Annotated in this window: 19 protein-coding genes; 7 read left to right on the top strand and 12 right to left on the bottom strand. The window is 62.7% G+C overall.

Features of this window, described 5'->3' with window-relative positions; translation table 11 throughout:
- Positions 1–228: 228 nt before the first annotated feature.
- From J4G38_RS18185 to J4G38_RS18155, 7 genes are all read left to right on the top strand, one after another.
- Positions 229–1,239, top strand: a complete 1,011-nt coding sequence (locus J4G38_RS18185; RefSeq protein WP_210520314.1) for a GntR family transcriptional regulator — start codon at positions 229–231, stop codon at positions 1,237–1,239.
- Positions 1,240–1,515: 276 nt separating this feature from the next.
- Complete coding sequence (locus J4G38_RS18180) at positions 1,516–2,796, top strand: TIM barrel protein (RefSeq protein WP_210520316.1); 1,281 nt, start codon at positions 1,516–1,518, stop codon at positions 2,794–2,796.
- The gene (locus J4G38_RS18175) at positions 2,793–4,178 is read left to right on the top strand and encodes an FGGY-family carbohydrate kinase (RefSeq protein WP_226163541.1); all 1,386 of its coding nucleotides are present in this window, start codon (positions 2,793–2,795) and stop codon (positions 4,176–4,178) included. Before J4G38_RS18180 ends, J4G38_RS18175 begins: the two co-directional genes overlap by 4 nt.
- A gap of 109 nt (positions 4,179–4,287) precedes the next feature.
- On the top strand, positions 4,288–5,028 hold the full coding sequence (locus J4G38_RS18170) for a (Fe-S)-binding protein (protein ID WP_210520320.1): 741 nt from the start codon (positions 4,288–4,290) through the stop codon (positions 5,026–5,028).
- Positions 5,025–6,425, top strand: coding sequence for a lactate utilization protein B (locus tag J4G38_RS18165; protein WP_210520322.1), 1,401 nt, complete (start codon positions 5,025–5,027; stop codon positions 6,423–6,425). The genes J4G38_RS18170 and J4G38_RS18165 overlap by 4 nt, the downstream gene beginning before the upstream one ends.
- Positions 6,422–6,991 carry a LutC/YkgG family protein gene (locus J4G38_RS18160; protein ID WP_210520324.1) on the top strand — a complete coding sequence of 190 codons (570 nt, stop codon included), beginning with the start codon at positions 6,422–6,424 and terminating at the stop codon, positions 6,989–6,991. The genes J4G38_RS18165 and J4G38_RS18160 overlap by 4 nt, the downstream gene beginning before the upstream one ends.
- Positions 6,992–7,261: 270 nt before the next feature.
- Positions 7,262–7,852, top strand: a complete 591-nt coding sequence (locus J4G38_RS18155; RefSeq protein WP_210520326.1) for a glutathione peroxidase — start codon at positions 7,262–7,264, stop codon at positions 7,850–7,852.
- A gap of 54 nt (positions 7,853–7,906) precedes the next feature.
- Here the strand turns inward: J4G38_RS18155 and J4G38_RS18150 are convergent, their stop codons facing one another.
- The 12 genes from J4G38_RS18150 to J4G38_RS18095 form a co-directional block, all read right to left on the bottom strand.
- Complete coding sequence (locus tag J4G38_RS18150) at positions 7,907–12,931, bottom strand: T9SS type A sorting domain-containing protein (RefSeq protein WP_210520328.1); 5,025 nt, start codon at positions 12,929–12,931, stop codon at positions 7,907–7,909.
- Positions 12,932–13,417: 486 nt separating this feature from the next.
- A complete protein-coding gene (rhaM, locus tag J4G38_RS18145) occupies positions 13,418–13,732 on the bottom strand; it encodes an L-rhamnose mutarotase (protein WP_210520330.1) in 315 nt (104 codons plus the stop codon).
- A gap of 99 nt (positions 13,733–13,831) precedes the next feature.
- Positions 13,832–16,675: a glycosyl hydrolase gene (locus J4G38_RS18140; protein ID WP_210520332.1), complete on the bottom strand. Its 2,844-nt coding sequence runs from the start codon at positions 16,673–16,675 to the stop codon at positions 13,832–13,834.
- A 111-nt stretch (positions 16,676–16,786) separates the two neighbouring features.
- Positions 16,787–17,923, bottom strand: coding sequence for a glycoside hydrolase family 88/105 protein (locus J4G38_RS18135; RefSeq protein ID WP_210520334.1), 1,137 nt, complete (start codon positions 17,921–17,923; stop codon positions 16,787–16,789).
- A gap of 127 nt (positions 17,924–18,050) precedes the next feature.
- Positions 18,051–19,280 (bottom strand): oligogalacturonate lyase family protein, encoded by a 1,230-nt coding sequence (locus tag J4G38_RS18130; protein ID WP_210520336.1) that lies wholly within the window; start codon positions 19,278–19,280, stop codon positions 18,051–18,053.
- Between the two features lie 27 nt (positions 19,281–19,307).
- Entirely contained in the window at positions 19,308–20,114 is an 807-nt protein-coding gene (locus J4G38_RS18125) for a polysaccharide deacetylase family protein (protein ID WP_226163540.1), read from the bottom strand.
- Positions 20,115–20,245: 131 nt separating this feature from the next.
- Positions 20,246–21,583, bottom strand: coding sequence for a sensor histidine kinase (locus J4G38_RS18120; RefSeq protein ID WP_210520338.1), 1,338 nt, complete (start codon positions 21,581–21,583; stop codon positions 20,246–20,248).
- Positions 21,580–22,272, bottom strand: a complete 693-nt coding sequence (locus J4G38_RS18115; RefSeq protein WP_210520340.1) for a response regulator transcription factor — start codon at positions 22,270–22,272, stop codon at positions 21,580–21,582. The genes J4G38_RS18120 and J4G38_RS18115 overlap by 4 nt, the downstream gene beginning before the upstream one ends.
- A gap of 166 nt (positions 22,273–22,438) precedes the next feature.
- Entirely contained in the window at positions 22,439–23,302 is an 864-nt protein-coding gene (locus J4G38_RS18110) for a hypothetical protein (RefSeq protein ID WP_210520342.1), read from the bottom strand.
- A 289-nt stretch (positions 23,303–23,591) separates the two neighbouring features.
- Positions 23,592–23,963 (bottom strand): DMT family transporter, encoded by a 372-nt coding sequence (locus tag J4G38_RS18105; RefSeq protein ID WP_210520344.1) that lies wholly within the window; start codon positions 23,961–23,963, stop codon positions 23,592–23,594.
- The gene (locus tag J4G38_RS18100; RefSeq protein WP_210520347.1) at positions 23,960–24,961 is read right to left on the bottom strand and encodes a sterol desaturase family protein; all 1,002 of its coding nucleotides are present in this window, start codon (positions 24,959–24,961) and stop codon (positions 23,960–23,962) included. The genes J4G38_RS18105 and J4G38_RS18100 overlap by 4 nt, the downstream gene beginning before the upstream one ends.
- Before the next feature lie 155 nt (positions 24,962–25,116).
- The coding region (locus J4G38_RS18095; RefSeq protein ID WP_226163539.1) for an N-acetylneuraminate synthase family protein at positions 25,117–25,789 on the bottom strand (673 nt) is incomplete at its 5' end.

Here is a 25,789-nt window from a genome sequence, read left to right as displayed (position 1 = left end):
ATTAATTACTATTGCAATAGAGCAGCTTCGGTAGGCCCGGCACGACGTGCTGTTTTATTATTGCCGGATTTATGCCCTGGACATTGCTGAAAAGGCTACATTTGAGGTAAGACCTGCGCGTACCGTCTTTTTGCCCACCTCCTTCCACCTTGCTGAATTCTGCCGCTGCCCATCGGGTTTACCTGAAGTAGCACGGCTGGAAATCACCTGACTTGCCCACCACCCGGGATGTACCAACTCCAACTAAAACCCCTTGATAAAACGCCGAAGTACAAGCAGATTGTGCAGTCGGTCATCATGGATATTGAGCGTGGCGTGCTGAAGAACGGCGACCACCTGCCGAGTATCAGCGAGCTGAGCGTGGAGCACTACCTGGCCCGCGACACCGTGGAGAAAGCCTACCGCGAGCTGCGCGAGCGCGGCTTCATCACCTCGGTGCAGGGCAAGGGCTACTACGTGGAAGCCAGCGATACGTCGAAGCTGAAAATCCTGCTGGTGTTCAACAAGCTGAGCTCCTACAAAAAAATCATCTACTACGCCTTCCTCGAAACCCTGGGCGACCGTGCCACGGTGGACTTGCAGATTCATCACTACAACGTGAACCTGTTCCAGGAAATTATTGCCAAAAACCTGGGCAAATACAACTACTACGTGGTGATGCCGCACTTCACGCTGGACACCGATAAGGCCATTTTCCGGGCCATTCTCAACACCATTCCCTCGCAGGAACTGGTGCTGCTCGACAAAGACATTCCGGAACTCACCCACGATTGCCTGCGCGTATTTCAGGACTTCGACAAGGACATTTTCACCGCCCTCGAAAACGCCGAGGACCTGCTCGAAAAATATTCCCGCCTCGTGCTGGTGCTGCCCTCCGATGCCAACCACCCGGAGGAATTGCCGTGGGGCTTCCGCTCCTTCTGTCTGATGCGGAACAAGGAGTTTTCGGTGGTCGAAAATGCCATGAATGAGGTGGTGACCGCCGGCACGGCCTACGTCGTAATCCGCGAAACGGACCTGGTGGAGCTGGTGAAAAAAATCCGCCAGACCAGCTACCTGCTGGGCCGCGAAGTGGGCATCATTTCCTTCAACGAAACGCCCCTCAAAGAGCTGCTCAACATGACGGTGATTACCACCGACTTCGAGGCCATGGGCCGCACCGCCGCCACCCTGCTGCTGGAAAAACAGCGGGTGAAGGTGAAAAACCCGTTCTATACGATTCGGCGCGGGTCGCTATAAGGCTTCTGAAAGAACGATAAAAGCCCGTCCTGCCGAGCGCTGCCGGGGCATCCCGCCCGGGGTAGTAACTCAATGATTTAATGGGTTTGATTACTGCTCCGAGCGGGATGCCCCGGCTGCGCTCGGCAGGACGTTCTGGTTCTTATCCGGGCCCTTTATCTCCAAATTTTCCGCGCAAACAGGAGAGCCCAGAACAGTTCCGGCTTAGGGGAACGGGTAATTTGTTCTACCCAACCAACCCCGGACTATTTTCCTTATTCCCACTTGACGCGCACCATGTTTACCGACCAACGCCTTGCCGACCTCAACCAGCCGTTGCTGGCCGAGCACCAAACGCAATTTCAGCACCTGGCCGATTCGCCGCGCCTGCGCCAACTGGACGTGCAAGCCGTGGTGCAAAAGCTGATTGCTTTTCAGGTGGCCATTCCGAGCTGGGCGCTGGGCACGGGCGGCACGCGGTTCGGCCGCTTCCCCCTGGGCGGCGAGCCGGCCACGCTGGAAGATAAAATCAGCGACGTGGGCATTCTGCAAGCCCTCAACCGCTCGTCGAACTCCATTTCGCTGCACATTCCCTGGGATATTCCGCAGGACATTCCCGGCCTCCAGCAATTGCTGAAGGAGCAGGGTTTGGTGATTGATTCGGTGAATTCCAACACCTTTCAGGACCAGAAAGACCAGCCGAATTCCTACAAATTCGGCTCGCTGAGCAACACCGAAAAAGCGGTGCGCGAGCAGGCCATTCAGCACAACATCGACTGCGTGCGCTACGGCCGCCAGCTCGACGCCAAAACGCTGACCGTGTGGCTGGCCGACGGCTCCAGCTTCCCCGGCCAGCAGCATTTGCGCCGCGCGTTTCTGCGCACGCAGGAGTCGCTGGCGGCCATCTACGAGGCCATGCCGAGCGACTGGACCATGCTCATCGAGTACAAGCCCTACGAGCCCAACTTCTACTCGATGGTGATTCCTGACTGGGGCACCTCGCTGGCCTTGTGCCAGGCCATTGGCCAGAACGCGCAGGTGCTGGTCGATTTGGGCCACCACCTGCCCAACACCAACATCGAGCAGATTGTGGGCCGCCTGCGGCAGTTCGGCCGCCTCGGCGGCTTCCACTTCAACGGCTCGATGTACGGCGACGATGACCTGACCACCGGCAGCTCCAAGCCCTTCCAGCTGTTCCTGATTTTCAACGAGCTGGTGGATAGTGCCCTCGACCAATCGGTGCCCGCCGAAGCGGTGGCTTACATGATTGATGCCAGCCACAACGTAAAAGACCCGCTGGAAGACCTGCTGCAATCCGTCGAAAACATCCTTTCGGCCTACGCCAAAGCCTTGCTGGTGGACCGTGACGCCCTCAGCGAAGCCCAGGAGGCCAACGACGTGGTGCGGGCCGAAGAAATCCTGCGCGACGCCTTCCTCACCGATGTACGGCCGCTGGTAGCCGAAGCCTACCGCCAGAGCGGCGGCGCGCTGAAACCCATCGCCGCCTACCGCGCCGAGGGCGTGCGCGAACAACTCATCCGCCAGCGCGGCAAGCACAGCGTATCCACCGGGCTATGAGCAAGAAGATGAAAAAGTCAGTCTACGCGGTTTTCGACATTGGCAAGACCAACAAGAAACTGATTCTCTTTGATGAGGACCAGCAAATTATCGACGAGGAGCTGCACGTCTGCACCGATGTGCTGGATGATGACGGCTACCCCTGCGACCACCTCCCGCGCCTCACCGAGTGGGTGCAGGCCCACTGGCACCGCCTGCGCCACCACCCGTACTACAGCGTAAAGGGCGTGAATTTCACGGCCTATGGCGCCAGTTTCGTGCACCTCGGGGCCGACGGCCAGCCCATGCTGCCGCTCTACAACTACCTCAAGCCGCTGCCGGCCGAGATTGAGGCAAAGTTCTACGCTGAGCTGGGCCAGTCGCCGGAAGAATTTGCGGCGGACACCTGCTCGCCGCGTTTGGGCATGCTCAATTCGGGCTTGCAGATGTATTGGCTGAAGTACGCCAAACCGGCGCTGTATGCCCAGATTCACACTTCGCTGCACCTGCCCAATTACCTCTCGTACTTGATTTCGGGCGAGAAATTCAGCGACTTTACTTCCATTGGCTGCCACACGGCACTGTGGGACTACAAGCGCAACCACTACCACGACTGGGTGCGCCGCGAGGGCATCGACGAGAAGCTGGCGCCGCTCACCCGCGACTCCATCGCCTCGGTGGTCGATGGCATTCTGGTGGGCGTGGGGCTGCACGACAGCACCGCCGCCGTGATGCCTTACCTGGCCGAAAACGACGAGCCGTTCGTGCTGATTTCCACCGGTACCTGGTCCGTCACCATCAACCCATTCAACAGCCACCCACTCACCCCGGCGCTGCTGCGCCGCGACTGCCTCAGCTTCATGACGCCCCGCGGCGAGGCCACCCGCGCCTCCCGCGTCTTTCTGGGCCGGGAGCACGACTTCCAGGTCGAGCGCATTGCGGCGCACTTCCACGTCAAGCCCGATTTTTACCGCTCCATCGTGTTGGCCCGGCCCTACGACGAAGCCTCCGCGGGCTTCCACCCAGCCTGCATGGCCGGCACCGGCCCGTTTCCCGATGAGCCCGCCGCCGAGTGGGAATTATCGGGGTTTCGCACGGCCAGCGACGCCTACCAGCACCTCATGCACGGGCTGATTACCATCCTGCTCGAATCCATTCACCTGGTGTGGCAGGGCGAAAAAACCATCTTTGTCGATGGTGGTTTTGCCCGCAACCCGCTCTTTATGCAAACCCTGAGCTGGAACTTTCCGAAGGCCGAAATCCGCACGCTGGAAGTGCCCCAGGCTACGGCGCTGGGCGCGCTGGTGCATCTGGAGCAAGGCGAGGCGCTGAAGAAAACCCAGCCGCTATTTACGGATGAGGATGATTTGCCGCTGGCGGTGGTGCAGAGCCGGTCGGTTTAGGCTGGAAATAGGTTTAGGTTGAAGAATAAAAGAACGTCATGTCTCGGCTCGGCTGCGCTCGACATGACGTTCTGTAGCAACGCGCCCCGAATACGCTAGAAAAATAAGAATGAAAGTTGCCCTATTCGTCCCGTGCTACATCGACCAGTTTTACCCGCAAGTAGGCGTGGCCACGCTGCAATTGCTCGAAAAACTGGGCGTAACCGCGCACTTTCCGGCCCAGCAAACCTGTTGCGGCCAGCCCCTGGCCAATAGCGGCTGCGAGCACGATGCGCTGCCCATTTACAAGCATTTCGTAGAAACGTTTCGCGATTACGACTACGTGGTGGCCCCGTCGGGCAGCTGCGTGTACCACGTCCGCAAGCACTTCGACAAGCTGGACCAAACGGCCGATGTGCAGCACGTGCGCGGCTCAGCATATGACCTGATTGACTTCATCAGCACCGTGCTGAAAGTGGAAGCTCTGCCGGGCGCCTTCCCGCACAAAGTGGGCCTGCACCTGAGCTGCCACGGCCAGCGCGGCCTGCACCAGGCCAACGAATCGGAGATGACGCCGGTGCGCGACGGCCAATTGCGCCGCCTGCTGGCCTCGCTCGACGGCATTGAGCTGACCAACCTGAACCGCAACGACGAATGCTGCGGCTTCGGCGGCACGTTCTGCGTGTCGGAGGCCGCCATTTCGGCCCGCATGGGCCAGGACCGCGTGGCCGACCACGTCCTCAACGGCACGCAGGTGCTCACTGGCAGCGACATGTCGTGCCTGATGCATCTTGAAGGCATTGTGCGCCGCGCCAGGCTGCCCATCAAAGTGATGCACGCCGCCGAAATTCTTAACGGACTCACCGCATGAACCACGCCACCCGCGCCGACAAGTTTTTGCTGGATGCCGACCGCACCACCTGGCACGACGAAACCCTCTGGTTTGTGCGCGAAAAGCGCGACCGCGCCGTGTATGCCGTGCCCGAATTCCAGGAGCTGCGCGAGCTGGCCTCCGGCATTAAAGACCACACCCTGAGCCGGCTCGACCTGTACTTGCGGGAGTTTGAAGCGGCCGCGCAGGCCAACGGCGTGCACGTGCACTGGGCCGCCGATGCGGCGGAGCACAACGCCATTATTCTGGACATCATCCGGCAGCAGGGGGCCACGCGCATCGTCAAAAGCAAGTCGATGCTGACCGAGGAATGCCACTTGAATCCGTACCTCATCAAGCACGGGATTGAGGTGGTGGATACCGATTTGGGCGAGCGGATTATTCAGTTTCGGGAGGAGGCGCCCAGCCACATTGTGCTGCCCGCCATCCACCTGAAAAAAGAGGATGTGGGCGAAACTTTCCACATTCATCTAGGCACTGAAAAAGGCGAAAGCGACCCGCAACGCCTCACCGAAGCGGCGCGGCAGCACCTGCGGGCCAAATTTCTGGCGGGGCAGGTGGCCATTTCGGGCGTCAACTTTGCCGTGGCCGAGACCGGCGGGGTGGTCGTTTGCACCAACGAGGGCAACGCCGATTTGGGCGTGAACCTGGCGGCGGTGCACATTGCCTGCATGGGCATCGAGAAGATTATTCCGCGCCTGACGGACCTCGGCGTGTTCACCCGGCTATTGGCGCGCAGCGCCACCGGCCAGCCGGTTACGACCTACACTTCGCACTTCACCAAGCCGCTGCCGGGCCGCGAAATGCACATCGTCATCGTGGACAATGGCCGGACGCAGCAGCTGGGCCGGCCCGATTTCCGCGCTTCGCTCAAGTGCATTCGCTGCGGGGCCTGCATGAACACCTGCCCGGTGTACCGGCGCAGCGGCGGCCACAGCTACGATTTTACCGTGCCGGGCCCGATTGGCGCTATTTTGTCGCCCAACATCGACATGAAGAAGCACAGCTCGCTGCCTTTTGCCAGCACGCTCTGCGGCTCGTGCACCGACGTGTGCCCGGTGAAAATTGACATTCATACCCAACTCTATAAGTGGCGGCAGGTGCTGGGCGAGGCCAACGAAATTCCGGCCTCGAAGAAGTGGAGCATGAAATTTATGGGCCGCGTGCTGGCCAGCACCCGCGTGTACGGGCTGGGCGGGCAGTTTGCGCGGCGGGCCCTGCGCCTGCTGCCCCACAGCCTCACCCACGCTAAATCGATGAACGCCTGGGCCGTGGCCCGCGAGCTGCCCGAAGCTCCCAGGCAAAGCTTCCGCGAGTGGTACGCCAAGCAGCCACAACCCGTTTCGTCGCCTCCGCAACCCAAGGTTCCCGCATGAGCACCGCATCCCGCGACCGTATTCTGGCCGCTACCAAGGCCAACAAGCCCACCGAAACCAGCCTGCCCACCGTGCCCGATTTCGGCGGTGAGGCTACGGCGGAGCGGTTCACTGCCGTGCTCACGGGCATTGGGGGCAGCGTGGTCTGGCTCGATGGGCTGGCGCAGCTGGAGCCCACGCTCCGGCAGCTTTTTCCGGCGGCCGGCCGCACCGTTTCGCCCCTGTTGGCGACCAGCGCGGCCGTTGATGCTCATACGCCTACTGAGGTGCTGGCCGGTATCGACCTGGCCGTACTACCAGGCGAAATTGGGGTGGCCGAGAACGGGGCCGTGTGGCTGCCGGAAGCCAATATGATGCACCGGGCCCTGCCCACCATCACCCAGCACCTGGTGCTGGTGCTCGACCATCGGCGCATTGTGGCCACCATGCACCAGGCCTACGCCCAGCTGCCGAATACCGGCGGTTACGGCGCATTTATCGCCGGGCCCTCCAAGACGGCGGATATTGAGCAGTCGCTGGTGATTGGGGCGCACGGCGCGCGCAGCCTGGTGGTGCTGCTTTACTAGGGGCCTTTTGGCCTGAGTAGGGGTAGTGGGCTGGCGCATTGGCGCTTATAGCGCAGCGTGCACGGCGGTTAAAAATTATAGTTAAAGCAACAAAATATGGGGGCGGCTTACGCGTCAGCAGGGTGTCCGGCTGCGCCAGCCGCGGGCGCAAAAACAGTATTGCTGCCCACGTGTTGTACCCGGCTGCGTGCACAGCCGCGCTTATCTTAATTATTGAACTATTGCGGCCGTCTAAACGGCCTGAGCCGACGGCTCTCCTTTATTTCCAACATGGCTTCCTTTCTGCAAATCCCACTGGGCCGGATGTTCCCGCTCATCAAGTATTTCGTCAAATCCAGTCAGCCCGCTCATTCAGCCAAAAACGCTTCCCAAACGGCTGGCCCGGACTCTTTTTATCAGCTCAGCAGCCGGCTCCATACCGGCCAGACTTTTTCCTTTGCTGACCTCAAGGGCAAGCAGGTGCTGCTGGTGAACACCGCCGCCAATGCTGCCGACAGCCCCCAGTATCGCGAGCTCCAGCAGCTAGCCGAGCAGTTTGCCGATGAGCTGGTGGTGCTGGCCTTCCCAACCAACGATTTTGTGGAGGCCACCCCCGCCCCCGCACCCTCGGCCCACCCGGCCAGCGCCGCCGCGCCCATTCCCCTCATGCAGCCAAGCGTGGTAGTTAAAGCAGCCCAGCAACACCCGGTGTTTCAGTGGCTGAGCAACGCCCGGCAAAACGGCTGGAACGAGCAGGCCCCGCCCCGCGACTTCACCAAATACCTCGTGGATTCCGATGGCCACCTCGCGCACTATTTCGGCCCCACGCTCTCGCCCTTGAGCGAAACCGTTATCGACAGCATCAAAAATCCGGCTTCCTGAAGCCGGGCCTGAACGTTGGCTTATGATGTTGACGAGGGCGGGCCACTTCGTAACTTACTCGACTACCAGCCGTTCTGCCGCGAGGCCGCAACGCACCACGTACATGCCGGTTGATAAGCCGGTCAGGTCCAGGGTAGCCTCGGTGGCATTGGCTGGCAGGGCCAGCGTTCGAATGGTCCGGCCCAGCGCGTCGATAAGTTGAACTGGCCGGGCCACGGCAGCCGCCGGCAGCGTGAGCACTACCGAATGATGGGCCGGGTTAGGATACAGGCTGATAGCTGTGTGCTGGGCAACCGAGGCTGATAACGGCGCCGTTGCAGGACCAAACACTAACTGGAAGCGGCCCGCTACGCGCCCTGCCTGGGCAATGCTGCTCACATAACGCGGCTGGATGCTCAGATTCTGGCGAGTGCCGGTTAGGGCATCGCGCAAGTACACGGCCAGCCCGGCCGGCAGGTTGCTCAACGAGGCTTCCATCGTCAATTGTCCCGCTTGCGGCACGTCCAGGGTGAGGGGCACCACGGTAGCCGCCGTGAAGGCCGGCAGTCCCTGAATGGCCATCGGCTCGCCCCCGGCGGCTACGGCAAATACCGAGGCTTCGCCAGGATTGAGCAGCTTGTGCGCGTCGAAAGCAGCATCGACGCCAGCCGTGGCCCCGGCTTCGGCGTAGAGAAATACGTTGTCGTCAGAGGTGCCGGTGGAGTGCAGGGTCAGACGTACCTGGGGGCGCAGGTCGACGGTGCGGCGGAAAGTGGGCTGGGCGGCATAGGTGGTGACGCGCCCGGAATTGGTCAGGCCAAAGGAAGCGGGCGGCCCGGCCGTGGTGGTGCGCACAAAAAATGCCTGACCCGCCGGCACCACGGCATTGGCACTACCCATGCCATTCACGTAGGCGCGGTAGGTGCCGGAGTAGGCCCCGGTGCTCTCGTAGAGGTACACGGCCGCGTCCACGTTGGTCCGGCTCACCGCGCCCGGCTCGCTTAGGTCGAAGGGGGACGGATAGGGGTTGCCGACCAGCGCCCAGCCGGCCTCGGCCTGTGGCCCACGAGCCAGCGCACTGGCAAAATTGCCATTGAAAAAGGCCGCACCCTCAAAGGTGAGCAGCGCGGTGGCGGGTACGTGCGCGGTGATGGCCCCGGCCGCCTCAAACGTGCTGCCGGCAGCGGGCACGGCCCAGCCCTTGTCAAAATCGAGGAGAAAGCTGGTGGCCGGGCTGGTAGTCAGCCGAGCCTGGTCGTAGGTGAATACCGTGGGGAAGGGAGTAGTGCTGCCCGGCGTTGCGCTGGAGTTGAAGGCGGTATTGAATTCCGGCGTGAAGCCCGGCGCGGCAAATGCCGAAAGCAGCATGTCCGGCACCGGCGAATAGTAGTGCCGGTAGCCCACGCCGGGGTTCAGCCCGGGGTCGATGTAGCGCTGCATCCGGCTCAGGCCCGGCCCGCTGGCAATGGTGCCGCCGGCGTTTTCAACCAAAGCCGTGCCCGCGGCCCCCGACAACAGGGTGATGCTGTGGCCGGCGCGAACCAACGACCAGGCCCGCAAGCGCAGCGCCTGCCGGATATTCACGTCCTGGTTCAGGGTTAGCGAAGGCGGCAGGTTGTTGATAATGCGGCGCAGGTTAACCTGTAGCTCGCGCACCGTGGTTGGCAGGCCCTGCCCGGTCACTTGAGCATCGGCGGCGGTGTAGCGGTAGCTGGCATCATCGGAATACGTGCGGGTTCCGGTTACCTGCACGGCTCCCGTGGGGCCGCTGGGGCTGATACCGGCCACGTCGCAAATGCCCAGGGTGCCGCCAGCTTCCAGCGCAAAGCTGCCCGTGCCGGTGAGTGGCTGGCACTCGGTGAGCAGCATGCCGCCGTCCTGAATGGTCAGGCTATTGAGCACCGTCAGGCTGCCGGTGAGGGTGCCCACGCCCGCGCCGCCGGTGGCCGGGCCAGTCACGAGGACGTTGTTGTAGGTGCCCTGCACGTTTTGGGGGGTGCTTACCACCAAATCGCCCACGAGGATAACAAATGGCGTGGCCGACGTGCCCACGCCTCCCACCGAAGTCACGGTAATGGGCCCGGTGGTGGCCCCGAACGGTACCGTCACGACAATGGTGGTGCCGCCGTTGCTCACCACGAAGCCCGGCGCGTTGGTGCCGTTGAATGCCACCGTGGCCGCGTCGGTAAAGCCCATGCCGGTGAGCGTGACGCTGGTGCCCGAGTTGCCGCTGCCCGGCGTGAAACTGCTGATGCCGGGCGGCGGCAGCAGGCGCGCCACCACGAAGGGGGTGGCGACGGGAGTATTTACGGGCGATTCGTAGCTACCGCCCATGGTCATGGTGCCCCCGGCATCAACCACCGCCAGGTTGCCCAGCAATGCGCCACTCACGTTCCCGGCCCAGGTCCAGGCCCCAGTGGCATCCAGCCGGGCCACGAAACGGCCGCTGCCCGCCAGCGTGGTGCTGCCGAAAGTGGCCGGGCCGGTGTAGGTACCGGCTACCACAATGCCGCCCATCTCGTCGGGGGCGATGAGGCCGGCCGGAACCGTGGCATTGGGCACCGCCACGGAGCGCAACAGGGTGCCCGTGGGGCTGTACTGCCGCAGCAACGGATAACCGGAACTATTGTAGGGCGCAGGCCAGTACACATTGCCGGCCGCATCTGCGGCTGCCACGGGTGGGAAGCCATCTATGTAATCGTAATAGGCATTATCCGTGTGCTGCCATTCCCACGTAGTACCGGCCGCATTCAGATGGGCTATGAAAGGAAAGTAGCGAAATACCATGTTGCTGCCCGGCAGGGCCAATCCGCCGAGTTGCGCGTCACCCTGCACCAGCCCGCCGATGGTGTAAGCACCGCTGGCATCCTGGCTCACCGAGTTAAAAACCAACCGGTTGTAGGCTGTGCCGTTGCCAATGCCGGTGCCGCCGCCCTGGCGCAGCCATTGCCACTGCCCGGCCGCGCTGATGCGGGCCGCAAAGCCGTCGTACTGGCCGGTGGCGGTGGCCGAGATGGTGCCCCCGCTGCTGACGGTGGCCGTGCCCGCGAAGGTGCCGGCAAGGGTCAGGTCGTCGGTGGCCGGGTCGCGGCTGAGGCCAAAGGCCTGGATGTCGTCGTTGCCCACCAGGCTGGTCAGCCAGCGCGGAGTGCCAGTAGCGGCATCGAACTGCGCCACGAAAACATCGTTGCCGGGCAAATTAACGACGTTGACAAGGCCGGTGGCGATGCTCAGCGAACCTGCCGCTGATAAGCTGCCGAAGCCAATGCGACTGTTCTGAAAGTAGCCCGTGACCGTGACGCGGCCCGCCGCATCCACGGCAATGCCCGTGCCGCTATCGCCCCAGTGGCCATTGCCGTTAGTAGTCCCTATTACCCAGAGCCATTGGCCAGCCGGGTCGAGTTTGCCCACAAAGGCATCGAAACGGCCCGTGCCAGTGAGGCGCGTGGGAGTTGGAGTATCCAATACCATATTGCCATTAAACTGCCCCGTTACGTAGGTATTGCCGGCCGCATCGTGAGCAGTGGCATTCACTTCTATGTTGATGCCGTTATCGGCCAGCAGGGGCTGGGCCCAGGTTCCCGCATCGGGATTAAGCTGGGCCGCGAACAGGTTATTCTGGTCGTAGGGGAGTCCATCGTTATAGCGAGGCAATCGGTAAAAAGCCGACGTTCGCCGCGCCGGGCCCAGGTTTATTGTATTGACATACTGCCCGGTTGTCATTATGGTCCCTCCCGGTCCCAGGGCTACGCCATGCGTTATCTGGGGAATGCTGCCTTCGCTCAACAGTATTATCGCATTGAGCCAGGTGCCGGTAGCACCCGCCGCCTGCGCTACAAAGCCCTGCGTGTTAGGGTCAGCCAGTGTCAGTTGGGCCGGCGCGGGGCCAAACGACTTCACGCCAGTGGCCAGCGTGCCGCCGGTAGTCACCCGCGTGCCGGCAGGGTCCACGGCCACGGTCAGGCCCTGGTCTTCGACATTGGAAACGACGCTGGTGCCGCTGCTGGCGGCCGACGTTCCGGCTTGGGTGGCCCATTGCCACGTGCCGGTGGGGCTCAGCCGGGCCAGTAGCACATCGGTTCCGGTTCCCTGCGCCGTGAGCACCGGCAGCGCCAGGCTGTCGCCAAAATCAATGCTTTCCCGGAAATAGCCACTGATGTACAGCGCTCCACTGGCATCGGTGGCCAGGGCCATCCCGGCATCCAGGCTACGGCCGCCGGCGCGGGTGGCCCACTGCCAGGCTCCGGTAGCAGCGTCGAGCTGCGCCACAAATACGTCCTGCGAACCGAAGTATCGGTCTACATCCCGGGTGCGGGAGCGCAGCCGGGGCAGGTTGTCGAAATCGATGCTGTCTTTGAAATAACCGGTAACGCTCACGCGCCCCGAGGCATCGGCCGTAATTCCCTGGCCGGCATCGAGGCTGCTTTGGCCGGCTCCTACGGCCCACTGCCAGGCATTGGCGGGGCTGAGGCGGGCCACCAGCACATTCGTATCGACACTGGAGCCGCTGGGCGTGGCCAGGGGCGGCAGCCCGGCGAAGGTGGCCGTTTGCAAAAATCGGCCGGTCACGAAGGCCGTACCGTCGGCCTGCACGGCCAGGCCGGCAAACTGGTCGGCCCCCGGCCCACCGGCCCGAACGGCCCCCAGCCACGCGCCACCCGCCGACAGCCGGGCCACAAAGCCATCGGTGCCCCCGGCACTGGTGAGGGTGGTGCTGCCAAACGCGGCCGTGCCCGTGAAGGAGCCCGCCACTACCGGCTGCCCGGTGCCGTCCAGTGCCAGGCCCAGGGGCGTGGCACCGGCACCGCCGCCGCGCAGGAGCCACAAAGGCTGGCCGGTGGGGTCGCGCTTCAGCACAAACATGCTGCCGGTGCCGCGCTGGGCCGCCGGGGCCAGGCCGTCGAACTCCACGCGGGCTCCGCCCGTGCCGGCGATGTAGGTATTGCCGGCGGCATCTACCACCACCTGGTAGCCCACGCTGACGCCCGCGAGCGGGTAGTTTTCAGACCTTTTGGCCCATTTCACGCCCTGGGCGTGGCCCATGCCGGCCCACAAAAAAGCAGTGAGTACCACGACCCAGCGAAGAGTAGCTGTTTTCATACGGTTGGTAGAAAAGGACGCTGAGCAACTGCTCGGTAGTGAGCGGCAGGTACAACGGGGCGGCAAGGTACTGTCGGAGCGGCTGGTATGTAGGGGCCTGACGCGGCACCAAAAAAAGAAGCGGCCCCAGTGGAGGCCGCCTCTTCAACTTGGGGTTTCACTAAAACTCACTAAAACCGTAAGACTTGATGTTCGGGCTGGTTTGCCGGGCCACGGCAATGGCTCTTTGCAGGCCTGGGTGGCGCAGGTTGTGTCATCAGCCACACCAGGCAATTGGCTGGGCGGGTAGAGCCAAAAAAGCAGTGCCACAACGCTGACGTGGCGCGCAGCGGAGGCTGAAGAGAGAGGACTCCCACCCATCTTTTCTCCATGCGGCTGCGCGCCAGTCAGGTTGTTTGCACCTACCATACAAAGCTGGGGATTGAGTACACACTAACCTTCCCGCACCCTCCTGCTCAAATAAAAAGACCGTCTTTTCCACCGGAATTACTTCTGATGAAATACACGCGCCAACTGCTTCACCACGGGCGAGTTATCCGGATTGGTTTCCATCAAGTCGCCCATGTAAGCCCACCAGCGCTGCATGATTTCCGTGGCCGGCAAATTACCGGTGGTATGGCCGGGCAGGCGCTTTTGCACGGCGAATAAGGTGCCGCTGGCCGCGTCCAGATAAATCGAATAATCCCGGATGCCCGCATCGTGTAATAGGGCCGTGAGCTCGGGCCAGATTTCGTCGTGGCGGCGCTGGTACTCGGCAGCCACACCGGGCCGGAGCTGCATCGTGAAAGCTATTTCTTCCATGGCTGTTTTAGTTGGCAGTTGCTCGTTGTCAGTTGCTTGTTTTGGTTGTTAGCACCAGCGCTTCCTAACAACCGACAACTGACAACGAACAGCTAAAATCTATTGAACCGGCGCGCCCACGGAGGCCGGCGTGAGGGTGACGGGACCGAGCAAGCCGGACTCTTTTGGCTCCCATTTTTCGGCGGTGAAGAGGCCGTCGGGGCCGCGGTTTTCCCGGAGCTTGGCGGGCATGTTGGTGTTGTAGAAAATCTTCCAGTCGACGTGGTTGCGGTCCATGTCGGCAATGCGGTTGGCCATCAGGTTGCTCACCGTCACGGTGAGGATGTTGCTGGCTTTGAGCTGGGATTTGGGCAAGAAAACCTGGTAGACCGGGCCGAGTAGGGTAGTGGCGGGCTGGCCGTTCACCTGCACGCGGGCGCTTTGGGCCACCCGGCCGAGGTCGAGCAGGAAGCCGTCGCCGCTACCCTGCGGCATGGGGAAAGTGGTGGTGTAGGCGGCGGTGCCGGAGAACTTTTTGCCTGCCTCGCCGGCCAGCGTGGTCCAGGACGTCAGCTCTTTGGCTTGGAGCCTGGCGGGCAACTCCGGACCGCCGGAGAGGAAGCTCAAATCCCAGGTGCCGGCAAGCGGCTGGGGCGCGGCGGCCACCGTCAGGTACGGGTAGGCGGGGCCGGTGAGCGGGCCCTCGTTGGTGTCGAGGATGCAGGTTTCGCCGGGCGCCAGCTGCACGTACACTTCGGGCAGACCTTTAGCCGTGACGCGGATTTTGGCCAGGCCGGTTTGCTCGGTCATGGGGTTGTAGAGGGCGGCGGCTTTGGCGGGCGTTTGCAAAGTAATGTAGCCGGTGTAGGGCTTTTCGCCCCAGTTGGCCAGGAAGTAGTAATGGCCTTTGTTGTGGCTGCGGCGCATGAATTGCAGGCCCTGGTCGGCCAGGGTTTCGCGGCGCACACCGGCCTGGGCCAGCAGCGTGGGCACGTCGTTGCCCAGCAAAATCCGGCCTTTGCCGAGGGTAGCCTGCTGCACCCCAGTTGTTTTGGTGGCGATAAATTTCAATTGGGCCAGCAGCTTCTTAAATTCGGTGCGGCGGGTATCGAGGGTGCCGAGGCCGGGCACGTCGGCGGGAGCTTCGTGCTGGAGGGCGATGGTCGCGCCGCCCTGGGCCAGCTTCAGCAGGCTTTCGAGCGTGGGCAGGGGCATGAGGTGGGCATCGGGCACGAGCAGGGTCTGGTAGCTGGCGCCGCCGCTGGTGGTGAGGGTGCCGCCCGTGTTTTTGATGGCCTGCACCTGCTTGTCGGAAATGAAATCGTAGCCGTAGCCCTTGGTGAGCAGCAGCTCGCTGGTGGCCTCAATGGGCAGGCCTTTGAAGCCGTGCTCGATGCCGTCGAAATGCTGGAGCAGCACCTTGCCGGGCCGGGTGTAGGCGTCCGAAATCGGCAGGTAGAGCAGCACGTCGGTGCTGGGCTGGCCGGCCTGCATAAACGACTGGGCGCGGGCCACGTACTGGTTCAGCTTGCCGAAATCGGTCCAGAACGGGTTTTGCGGGTTGAACTCCACCGCCGCGTAGAACAGCCAGCCGGGCCACTTGGCCGAGGGCGGCGAATAGGCGGTGCCGTGGTAAAAAACGTGGTTTACGCCGCCCAGCAGCATGCGGTCGATGGCCTTTTTCACATCGCTCAGCTTGGACAGAAAATGGTCATTCTCCCAGGTCGCCGTCTCGGCCGACGTCAGCGGCTTGCCCGAGACGTGCGCGGCGGAGGAGGCAAATTTGATGCGGGTGAGGTCTTCGCCTTCCGTTTCGGGAATGTCGGTGGCGGCGTACAAATCCAGGATATTAGCCGGCGAGCCGTGGGCCTGGTTGCGAATCAGGGCATCGTGGCCGTGGGCCCAGGTGCCCCAGGTTTTGGTGTAGTTTTCGAGCAGCAGCTCCGAAATCGTCTGGCGGTAGTCGGTGAGCACGCGCTGGTTCTCGTCCTCGCTGGCTTTGTTGAACAGGGCCGGCAGGTGCTGGCGCAAATCATAGCCGCGCCGCTGCTGGAATTCGGCAAACATCTGCGGGGTCCAGTTGGCCTCGCCCTGGGCATCGTCCACTTCGTACGAATCGTTGAAGAAGGCCCGGATGGGCTTTACGTCGTGGCCCGCGAAGGCCTTGTCGAAATAGGCCAGGTAGTGGTCGGTGGCCGTTTTGGAGAAGTGGTCGATGACGTCGCCCTCGCCGCCGGGGCCGGCACGCTCCACCTGCTTGCCGTGCCCGCCCTGGAACAGCGCGTAGAGCGTCCAGGAGCCGGCCGGGGCCGTCCAAGCTAGCTTGCCATCGGCCCCCACTTTGCTGGTCAAATCCAGCGTTTGGCCTTTGTCGGAATACGCCATCAACGTCTGGAGCGGCAGCGGCTTTTCGAAGCGTACCTGCTCCAGGGCCAGCGTTTGCATGTTCTGGTTGGTGGCCACCGGGTCGCTCAACTCCTTGATATCGACCTTGTGGTTGATGGCCGTGGCAATGGGCTTCTGCATGAAGCTGACCGGCTCGGCCAGCGTTGCGCCGCCCTTCACCGCGAAGGTTTTGTAGGTCACGTACTTCGACGCATCCACCGGCGCTACCCACGGCCCCCCGAAGGGCCACCCCGAGGCCTGCGCCATATCGATGCCCAGCCCGAGGCGCTGCCCTTCGGCGAGGGTGTGCGAGAGCATGTCCATCCACTTGGGCGAGAGGAAGTCGATGAACTGGCTTTCCGCGCCCTTCACGCCGTAGATGGTCGTGATTTCCATGCCGCCGAGGCCGGCTTTCTGGTACTCGGTCATCACGGTGGTGAGGTCGGCTTTGTTCACGGCGCTGCCTTCCCACCACCAGCGCGTCCAGGGCTTGGTTTGCTGGGTGATGGCGGGCCATTTGGGGGCTTGCGCCTGGGCCGTGAGGGAGGCGAGGAGGAGGAGGGCGAGGGGGCGTTTCATAGAAAAAAGAACGTCATGCAGAGCGTAGCGAAGCATCTCGCGTGCAATAGTGACTCAATCGATTGGTTTACTTCGGCACGCAGGATGCTTCGCTGCGCTCTGCATGACGGACTACTTCAGCTTATACACCTCGCTGCCCGCCAGCAGAAAGCAGCCCAGGCCGTAGTCTTCAAAGTCGGGTTGGTGGGTATAATTCACTGGCTGGCTGTCCTTGGGCTCCTTGCCGGTGCCCTGCACGTAGCCCAGAAAACCGTCTTTGTGGATGCAATCTGTCACCATGCCCTTCCAGGCTTTGGCGATAATGGGCTCGTATTTGGCGCGGTCAAGCATCCCATTATTCAGCCCCCAGGCCATGCCATACACGAACAGCGCCGTGCCGCTCATCTCCTTGCCGCCGAAATGCGTGGCGTCGTGCAGGCTCACGTTCCAGAAGCCGTCGGGGCGTTGCAGGGGCGGCAGGGCCTGCATCATGGCCAGGTACATTTGTTCGTATTCGGCGCGGTGCGGCGCGTCTTTGGGCATCACATCCAGCACGCGCACCATGGCGGCCACCACCCAGCCGTTGCCCCGGCTCCAGTAGCAGCCTTCGCCATTGGGCTCCTTGTAGGGCGGCACGAAGTCCTTGTCGCGCCACCACAATTTGTCCTGTGGGTTGTAGAGGCCATGGCCGCCATGCTGGGTTTTCGAGTAGTTGTAGATGCGGTACATCTTCTCGTAGTAGGCGGTATCCCTGGTTATTACGCCCAGCTTGGCATACACCGGCATGGCCATTTGCAGGGCATCAATCCAGTTCCAGTCGTCGATTTTCGGGCTCTGCACCATCAGGTCGATGCTGGCCTTGATGTCGTGCAGACGCTCCGGCTTGGGGTCGATTTGGTAGAGGTCGAGGTAGGTCTGGCCGGCGCAGTGGTCGTCGGCATTGCGGTCCGTAATGCCCTTGCGGATGCCCCACTGGTGCTTGGTGCCCCAGTCCACGGCGTAGTCGTAGTAGCGCGGCTGCTTGTCGGTCCGGTAGAGGGCCATCAGGCCTTCGTAGTACACGCCGCGCGTCCAGATGTGGCTGGGGCGGGCAATGTTGGTCACGATTTCCTTGCCGGGGTCGGGCCACTTCCGCAAGAAGTAGTCGTTGGTCAGCGTCATGCTTTTGAGCACGGCTTTTTTCTTGGGCAGCTTCTGCGCGGCGGCGGGCAGCGTGAGCAGCAGCGCGGCGCAGAAGAGGGATTTCAGGGTGGTGGCTATTGGCAGCATGGGGTGGGAAACTGGAACGTCATGCAGAGCGCAGCGAAGCATCTCGCGTGCTATTACTAATCAGGGACGTTTTCACGATTGAGTTACTACCGCACGCGAGATGCTTCGCTGCGCTCTGCATGATGTTTCACGACGCCGCTTTCGCGATTTCCACCGCATACACCTGCTCCTGGCCTTCAAAATTGGCCCGGAATACTATCCATTTCCCGTCGGGTGAGAAGTGGACGTTGGGCTCCAGCTTGTAGCCGTGGGTTTTCATGTTTACCAGGCGCTCGGTGCGGAATTTATCGCCTTCGGGCCGAAAGAGGTTAATCCACATGCCATCCGGGGCTTTGGCTACCTGGCCGGCGTCGCCGCCATCGCCGGCAAAGAGCTTTTGGTCGGGCGAGACGTTGAAGTGAATGGACCAGTCGTTGCGCTCCATCTGGTAGGCGCGTTCCTGGCCGGTTTTCACGTCGGTGCCGCCCAGGTAGAAGGTCACGCTGCGGGGCTTCTGCATATCGAACCAAATGGTTTTGCCATCGGGGCTGAAAAACTCGTGGCCCGCGATTTCGCCGTCCACCGTGCGCTTGTGCACCAGCTGCACCGCCTTGGTTTTGGTGTTGATGTGCCAGATGCGGTCCACCCTGCCCCAGGGCCCCTCGTGGCAAAACATCAGCAAATCGGGGTCGGTGGGCGAAAACTGGACGTGGTTAAGCCAGGCATTATCCGTGAACAACTTGCTGAGCTGGCCCTTGCCATCGGTGCTCACCACGAAGAGCGTGCGCGGCAGCTTGGCCTCGTAGATGCGGGTAAAAAAGTCGCTCTTGGCCGGGTACTGGCGGTAAATCTCCTTTTCCGCGTCGCTGCCCCAGGCCCCGCCGAGCTGGGTTTCGTCGGCATTCAGCGAAGTAATGTCGGCCTTAAAATCAGCTGGGAACACGAACACGCGCCGCGTCTTTTTGGTATCGACCTGGGTAGCGAACACCGTATCCTGCACCTGGTAAAATACTTCGCGGCGCTTGCGGCCCACAATCTCGCCCTTCACCTGCTTGAAGTAGCGCGTCAACGGCTCCGTGCGGCGGGTTTTCAGGTTCACCAGGCGCAGCTGGTGGCCCTGGGCGTCGGAGTGGTAAATCACCATCAGGTCGCCCTCGCTGCCCTTGCCTTTCAGAAACGGGTTGTTGTGAAAGTAAAAGCTGCCGTTGTCGCCATCCGGCTGCGTCAGGCGCACCACTTTGTGGCCCGTGTCGGCGTCAATCCACTCGGCGGCGGGCATGGGCTTCTGGCTGCCGGTGGCCATCTTGGTTTGGGCGTGGCTGCCGAAACTCAGCAGCAGTAAACCGCTGAAGGCGGCTAAAAAAGTGTTGGTTTTCATGGGTGGGGATGAAGTGGGACAGGAGATTTATTTCAGGTTTTCGTAGCGAGGCCGGAGGGTGCGCAGGGCTTCGGGCACATTCACGTAGCGGGCCAAATCGCGCAGGGCGATGACCTTATACTGGTGGTCGTGCAGGTAGCGCAGGTATTGCTCGAACAGCGCGGGCGGCGTCGTCACCCAGTCGTGGGCCACGTCGGGCACGCCGTGCACGGTCAGTATCACGATGCGGCCATCGCGCGCCTGCCGGATGGCGTTGAACACCTTCGCCGTATCGGGGCCCGAGATGCTGAAGCTTGGCAGCAGCATGGGGTGGTCCTGGGCGGGGGCGTAGGCGCGGCCGCCGCCGGCGCGGGCGAAAACGTAGCCGCGCTCCGGCAGCAGCGCGGTGGCCGGGGGCGCAGTATCGTAGCCGGGATAGGCGAAGGTGGTGGGCCGCGGAATGCGCCAGGCCCGGCAGCGCGCTTCAATGGAATCCAACTCGGCGCCCAGCTGCGCCCGGCTCATCTTGTTGACGTGCTGGTGGGTGAGCGTGTGGCTGGCTACCTCAAATCCCTGCTGGTGCAGGCCCTGAATCTGGGCCCAGGTCATGTACTTCGTCTTATCCGCAAACGGCGGTTCGCGGAACTCGCACACGAAAAACGTGCCGCCGAACCCGTATTTCTTCAGCAGCGGGGCCACGTAGGTGGCGTGGCTCACGGCCGCATCATCGAAGGTGAGGACGACGAGCTTATCCGGCACCGGCCGGCGCAGCACCTGGGCGTGGGCCACGTCGGCAGAGCCCAACCACCAAAGGGTCAGCAACAAAACCGGTCGAAAGCCAGCAGGTAAGGCCACGGGTGTTGGGTGGGAATGGGTGAATCGCCCCGCAAGAACTCCCCAACCGCAACGCGAACCTTCCTGTACTCTACGGCCCCTTAAGACACGCTTCTCCCTTTAAAACTCTTTCCAAAAAATCCCAAGCAGTTCTAAGCCGTGGCTGGCCGCAGCCGGAGCCGGGCCGTAAATACCCCCTCGATTTCCGTGAGCACCAGGGGTGTGCCGTGGAGCTCGGCAATGCGGTTGCTGAGCCAGAGGCCGAGGCCCGCGCCTTCGCTTAGCACATCGGCCTGGTAATAGGCGGTGGTGAGGCGGGTTAAATCACCCAGCGACTGCTGCACCGGGTTGGCAACTTCGGCGAATAGCCAGCCGGTGGCTGGCTCGCGGCCCAGCCGCAGGTTGACTTCGGCCCCCGGCGTGGCGTGGCGCAGGGCGTTTTCCAGCAGATTCAGCAGCACGGTAGTGAGCTTGTCGGCATCGCCGGCCACGGTGTAATCGGCCACCTGCTCGTCCACGGCCAGGTGCAGGGGCCGGCCCGCCGCCCGGAAGCGGGGCAGCAGCCGGTCGGCCACGCCGAGGGCCAGCTCAGCGAGCGGCACCGGGCGCAGCTGGAGCGGCAGGGCATCGGTGCGCAGCCGGCTCACGAGCAGGAAATCGTCCACCAAGCGGCTGAGGCGCTGCATTTCTTCGGCCTGAATTCCGAGCGGGCCGCGCAGATGGGCGGGCAGGGCGGGGTCCTGGCGCGTCACGGCCAGGCCGGCGTGCACCACGGCCAGAGGCGTGCGCAGCTCGTGCGCGGCGGCGGCCAGAAAGTTGTCCTGGAGCTGGGCACCGGCTTGCAGGCGGTCCAGCATCTGGTTGAGGGCGCGGGCCAGCTCCTGCACTTCGTCGCCGGTGGCGGGCTCGGTCAGGCGCTCATCGCCCGGTGCGTTGCCTATGCGCCGGGCCTGCTGACTGATGCGTCGCAACGGCCGCAGCACCCGCCCGCCCAGGCCCCAGGCCAACGCGGCGGCCAGCAGCAGGCTGCCCGCCAGGCCCCACCACAGCCCCTGCCGCACCCGCACCAAATCGGCGGCCAGGGGCGCTTCGGAGTGGCCCAGCCACAGCCGAATGCGCATTGTTTGGCCAGTTTCGCTGATTTGCTCGCGCTCCACTTCGGCTACGCGCAGCCCGGGTGCCGCGCCCTGGGCCGCGGTTTCGTCGAAGCCGGGAGAGTGGAATAATTCCCGCGCCGGCTGGCCGGGGCCTTCCTCCACTACCACGCGCAGCTGCTCGCCGCGGCCGGGCAGGGGCACGATGGGGTGGGGCTCAATCTCGATTTGTTCGAGCAAGCTGGCGGCCCGGTTGCGCAGGCGCTGGTCGTCGCTGCGGCGCAGCACCCGGCCCACCTGCCGGTATTGGTAGGAGCTGGCCAGCAGCGTAACCGCCCCGAACACAAGGGCAAACACCAGCGCCAGCTGCCCCCGCAGGCCCCGCAGCGCCTTCATCGGGCGGAAGCGGGGTCGTGCAGCCGGTAGCCGTGCCCGATAACGGTTTCGAGCAGCGGCGGCAAGTCGGGAAAAGCGCGGTCGACTTTGCGGCGCAGCTGCGAAAGGTGCACCTCAATCACATTCGAGCCCATGTCGAAATCCACTTCCCACACTTTCTCGGCGATGCGGGTTTTGGTGACCACGCGGTTGGGACTGCGCAAAAGCAGCTCCAGGAGCGCAAATTCGCGGTTGGTGAGGCTCAGGGGCTGGCCGGCGCGGGTCACGCGGCGTTGCACGAGGTCCAGCTCCAAATCGGCCAGCTGCAGCACGGTGACCCCGGCGGATGTGGCGGCTTTGCGCTGCAGAATGCGCAGGCGGGCCAGCAGCTCGTCAAACTCAAAGGGCTTGCGCAGGTAGTCTACCGCTCCGGCATCAAGTCCCCGAATGACGTGCTCGGTGCCGCTAAGCGCGCTCACGATGATGACCGGCGTGTGCAGGCCGAACTCGCGCAGGTTGCGCAACACGTCGAACCCGTTCTGGCCGGGCAGCATCAAATCGAGCAGAATGGCGTCGTAGGACATGGTAGCGGCCATTTCGAGACCGGTGGCGCCGTTGTCGGCTACGTCGGCGACGTGGCCGGCCTGCGCCAGGCCCTGCCGCACAAACCCGGCCAGTCGCGCTTCATCTTCGATTACCAGAATGCGCATCTGAAAAGGGGAAGTTGAAAATGAGTAAACGGAACCCCCACGCAAAAGGCCGGCTCCCCACCACAAGGTCGGGAGCCGGCGGATATTGGGCAGTTAAAAGGGTTAAAAGGTAAAAGTGAGGAGTTAAAAGGAACCTGCATTTTTACCTCTTCACTTTTAACTAAACCTAGTGCACCAGAAACTGCACGCCGTCGAGGGTGATGGTTTCGACGCGCAGGGAGCGGACGGGCTGGGCGGCCACTTCGCCGGGATGCACGGTGCGCAGCGTACCGGTAGCGGCCACCGTGGCCCCTGCTTTCAGCTTTTCGGCGAGCTGCTCGGCGGCGGCGGGGGGCAGGTGCAGCAGGGTCCCGTCGCTCACGACCACGCCGCTGGTACGGCCCCGCGGGTCCTGGCTGAGGCTGCGCACGGTGCCGCGCACGGTGGTGGCTTCCTCGGTGGGTGGGGTGGTGGGGCGGGCGGGGCGCTGGTCGTGCACGGTTTGCCCGCCGGCGGTGAGGCTCACCAAATGCAGGGCGCTGGTGCCGCCGGGGCGGCTGTCGCGGAAGCCGGTAACCGTGACGGTGCTGCCGGCTTTGGCGGCGGCCATCAGGCTTTGGGCGAGGTGGCGGGGGAAGCGCACGGTTTCGGTTCCGGTGCTGGTTTTCAGCGAGAAGCCGTCGTAGAGCTTGTCCTCGTTGTCGGCCGTGAAGGCAGTAAGAGTACCGCTGAAATCGGTGAGGGCCTGCACATGGCCCCGGCCTTTGCGTGGCCCATCCGGGCGACCGGGGCCACCATTAACGCCCCGGTGGTCGCCGCGCCGGCCAGGACCATCCGGGCCATCGCCGGGGCGGGGTGGGCGCGGGCCATCGGCGGGCGGGGCGGGCAGCTCGCCGGTAGGCGGGGTGGCGGCTACGTCGGTTGAGCGGGCAGCTTTGGTTTTAACCTTGGTCTTGGTGGTAGGGGTGGTAGTTTGCTGGGCCTGGGCCACCGTGCCGGCCAGGAGCAGGGCCACTAAAGCGGCAATGCTGGTTTTTGGGAACTTGCTCATATTAAATAAGAGGATGGAGCACAAGCGGTTTGTTCCGTTTGCTTGTCCCAAAGGTCCCGTCCCCTCCTGAAGGCCGCCTGAGGCGCAGATTAATTTTTCTTCAGCCGAAGATGAACTTGCCTGAAAGCGCTACCATAATCGGCTACCTGCTTAGCCTAGCCAAAGCCCGGCCCAATGGCGGCAGGAGCAGCAAGCCGCCGCAGAGAAACCCGAAAGAAAGCGCATTGCAAGGTTGCTGTGGACCTGCCAACAGCGAACTCCCGATGCTGCTAAAGCAGGTTGAAATGCGTTATTCCAGCCGCCGCAGACCCAGCACGCCCACGATAATCAGGCTGGTGTAAAACACGCTCATCCACGAAAACGGCTGCTTGAGGTAGAGCACATCTACGAGCTTGATGCCGACCACGGCCAGCGCCATCCAGGACGAATAGGCCGTGGCGGTGGGAATAGTGCGCATGGCCTGCGACAAAAACAGCACATTGGCCAGGCCGAATGCTACGTAGGCCAGCAGCGGCAGAACCGGCAGCAGCAGCGTGGGTTGCGAGAAGGTATGCAGCCACGCCACATCCTTGATGCGCTGCATGTTGAGGGCCTTGAGGCTATACGTCCAGCAAACCTCCATGAAAGAGGCCAGAAACAGGGAAAACCAGGGATTTATCAACGGGACGAAGCAGCGGTGGGCGTAAGGGAGGTTTCCGGCGCGTCAGATGGCGCGGGTGTCACCACAAAATTACCACCTGGACGCTGGGCCGGAATGGTGTCGGCGTATGGTTCGGGCACGGGCCAGCCCTGCAGCGGGCGCAACGCCGGCACCCGCTTGGCCAGCCTCGTGAGCAAGCGGAAACGTACGCCGTGGTAAGCCCGAAACAGCGACGACCGCCGGGCCAGGTCTTCTTCGTCGAAGCGCGCCACGGAAAAGACGTGCTGGCTGAAATAATCCTTCGGGAAAGCGTAGGGCAGGCCCCATTTCAGCGGCTTGTGGTCGGGCCGGTAGGCGGTGCCAAATATCCAGTCCCAGAAGGCAAATTTGGTCGAAAAGTTGGCGTAGAACACCTCCTCGTGGTCGGCGTGGTGCCAGAGGTGCATCTCGGGACCGTTGATAATGTATTGCAGCCAGCCCGATTTTACGTCGATGTTACAGTGAATCCAGATGCCCCACACGGCATCAATACAAGCCTTGATGGGCACCACCATGGGGTCGGCCCCGAGCAGGACGATGGGCGCAAACTCAATGGTTTGGTTGATGATGATTTCCAGCGCGTGCGAGCGGGAGCCCGCCAGCCAGTCCACCTGCTTGCCCGAGTGGTGCGCCTCGTGCGTGCGCCAGAACAGCGGGCTGTTGTGCTGAAACCGGTGAAACCAGTAGATGTAAAAGTCGTGCGTAACCACGAAAAACAGCACCTGCACCCACACTGGCCAGCCCGTCACAAAATGCAGCTTCGAGAACCCGAAATGGTGGTCGAGCGGCAGAATGATGTAGTCGAAAATGATGATTTTCAGCGCGTAGCTCTGCACGAAAGTATACAGCACCAAATCCGTCCAGAAGCCCTCCCGAAAAAACGGCAGCCCCTTGCGGTACGGAAAAAACCGCTCCAGCGTGATGACCACGGCTACCCAACTCAGCAGAATGGCCGTGGTGATGATTTCGACGTGTTGCATGGCTTTGGCAGAAGTTGATGTTAACAGAACGTCATGCTGAGCGAAGTCGAAGCATCTCTACCACGCAAGTAATTGATTTACTGCTGCGGTAGAGATGCTTCGACTTCGCTCAGCATGACGTTCTGAGTCTGTTCAAGAGTTCCAACCCGAACGCCTTAGCCGTTGTTCGGCGTCAGCTCGCGGCGCAGGCGGCGGCGGGGCTCCAGCTCGGAGTCGTACACCACTTTCACGCCATCGCCGAGGGCTTCTTCCACGTCGCGGATGTCGCGCACGAGCTTGGCCATGCCGCCGGGCTCTACGGAGGCGGCGTGGTCGGAGCCCCACATGGCGCGGTCCAGGGTGAAGTGGCGCTCCACGAAGCAGGCGCCCAGCGTGACGGCGGCCACGGTGGTGGCCAGCCCGGTTTCGTGGCCCGAGTAGCCGATGGGCGTGTTCGGGAACATGGCTTGCAGGGCGGGCACCATGCGCAGGTTCAACTCGGCGGGCGGGCAGGGGTAGGAGGAGGTGGAGTGCGCCACCATCAGCTTATCCAGCCCAACCCATTTCACGGCCTGCGTGATTTCGTCCAGCGTGCTCATGCCGGTGCTCAGCATGAGCGGGCGGCCGGTGGCGCGCACGCGGTCCAGCAGCGGCTTGTCGGTGAGGGAGGCGGAGGCCATCTTGTACAGCACGGGCGCAAATTGCTCCATGAAATCAACCGACGGCTCGTCCCAGCACGAGGCAAACCAATCGATGCCCAGGGCGCGGCAATAATCGTCGATGGCCGTGTATTCAGCCTGGCCGAACTCAGTTTTGCGCTTGTAGTCGATGTAGCTCATGCGGCCCCAG

The sequence above is a fragment of the Hymenobacter terricola genome (assembly GCF_017921975.2).
Lineage (GTDB): Bacteria > Bacteroidota > Bacteroidia > Cytophagales > Hymenobacteraceae > Hymenobacter > Hymenobacter terricola.
Note: the sequence above shows the minus strand (reverse complement) of the source record. Positions and strands in the feature narration are given on the sequence as shown.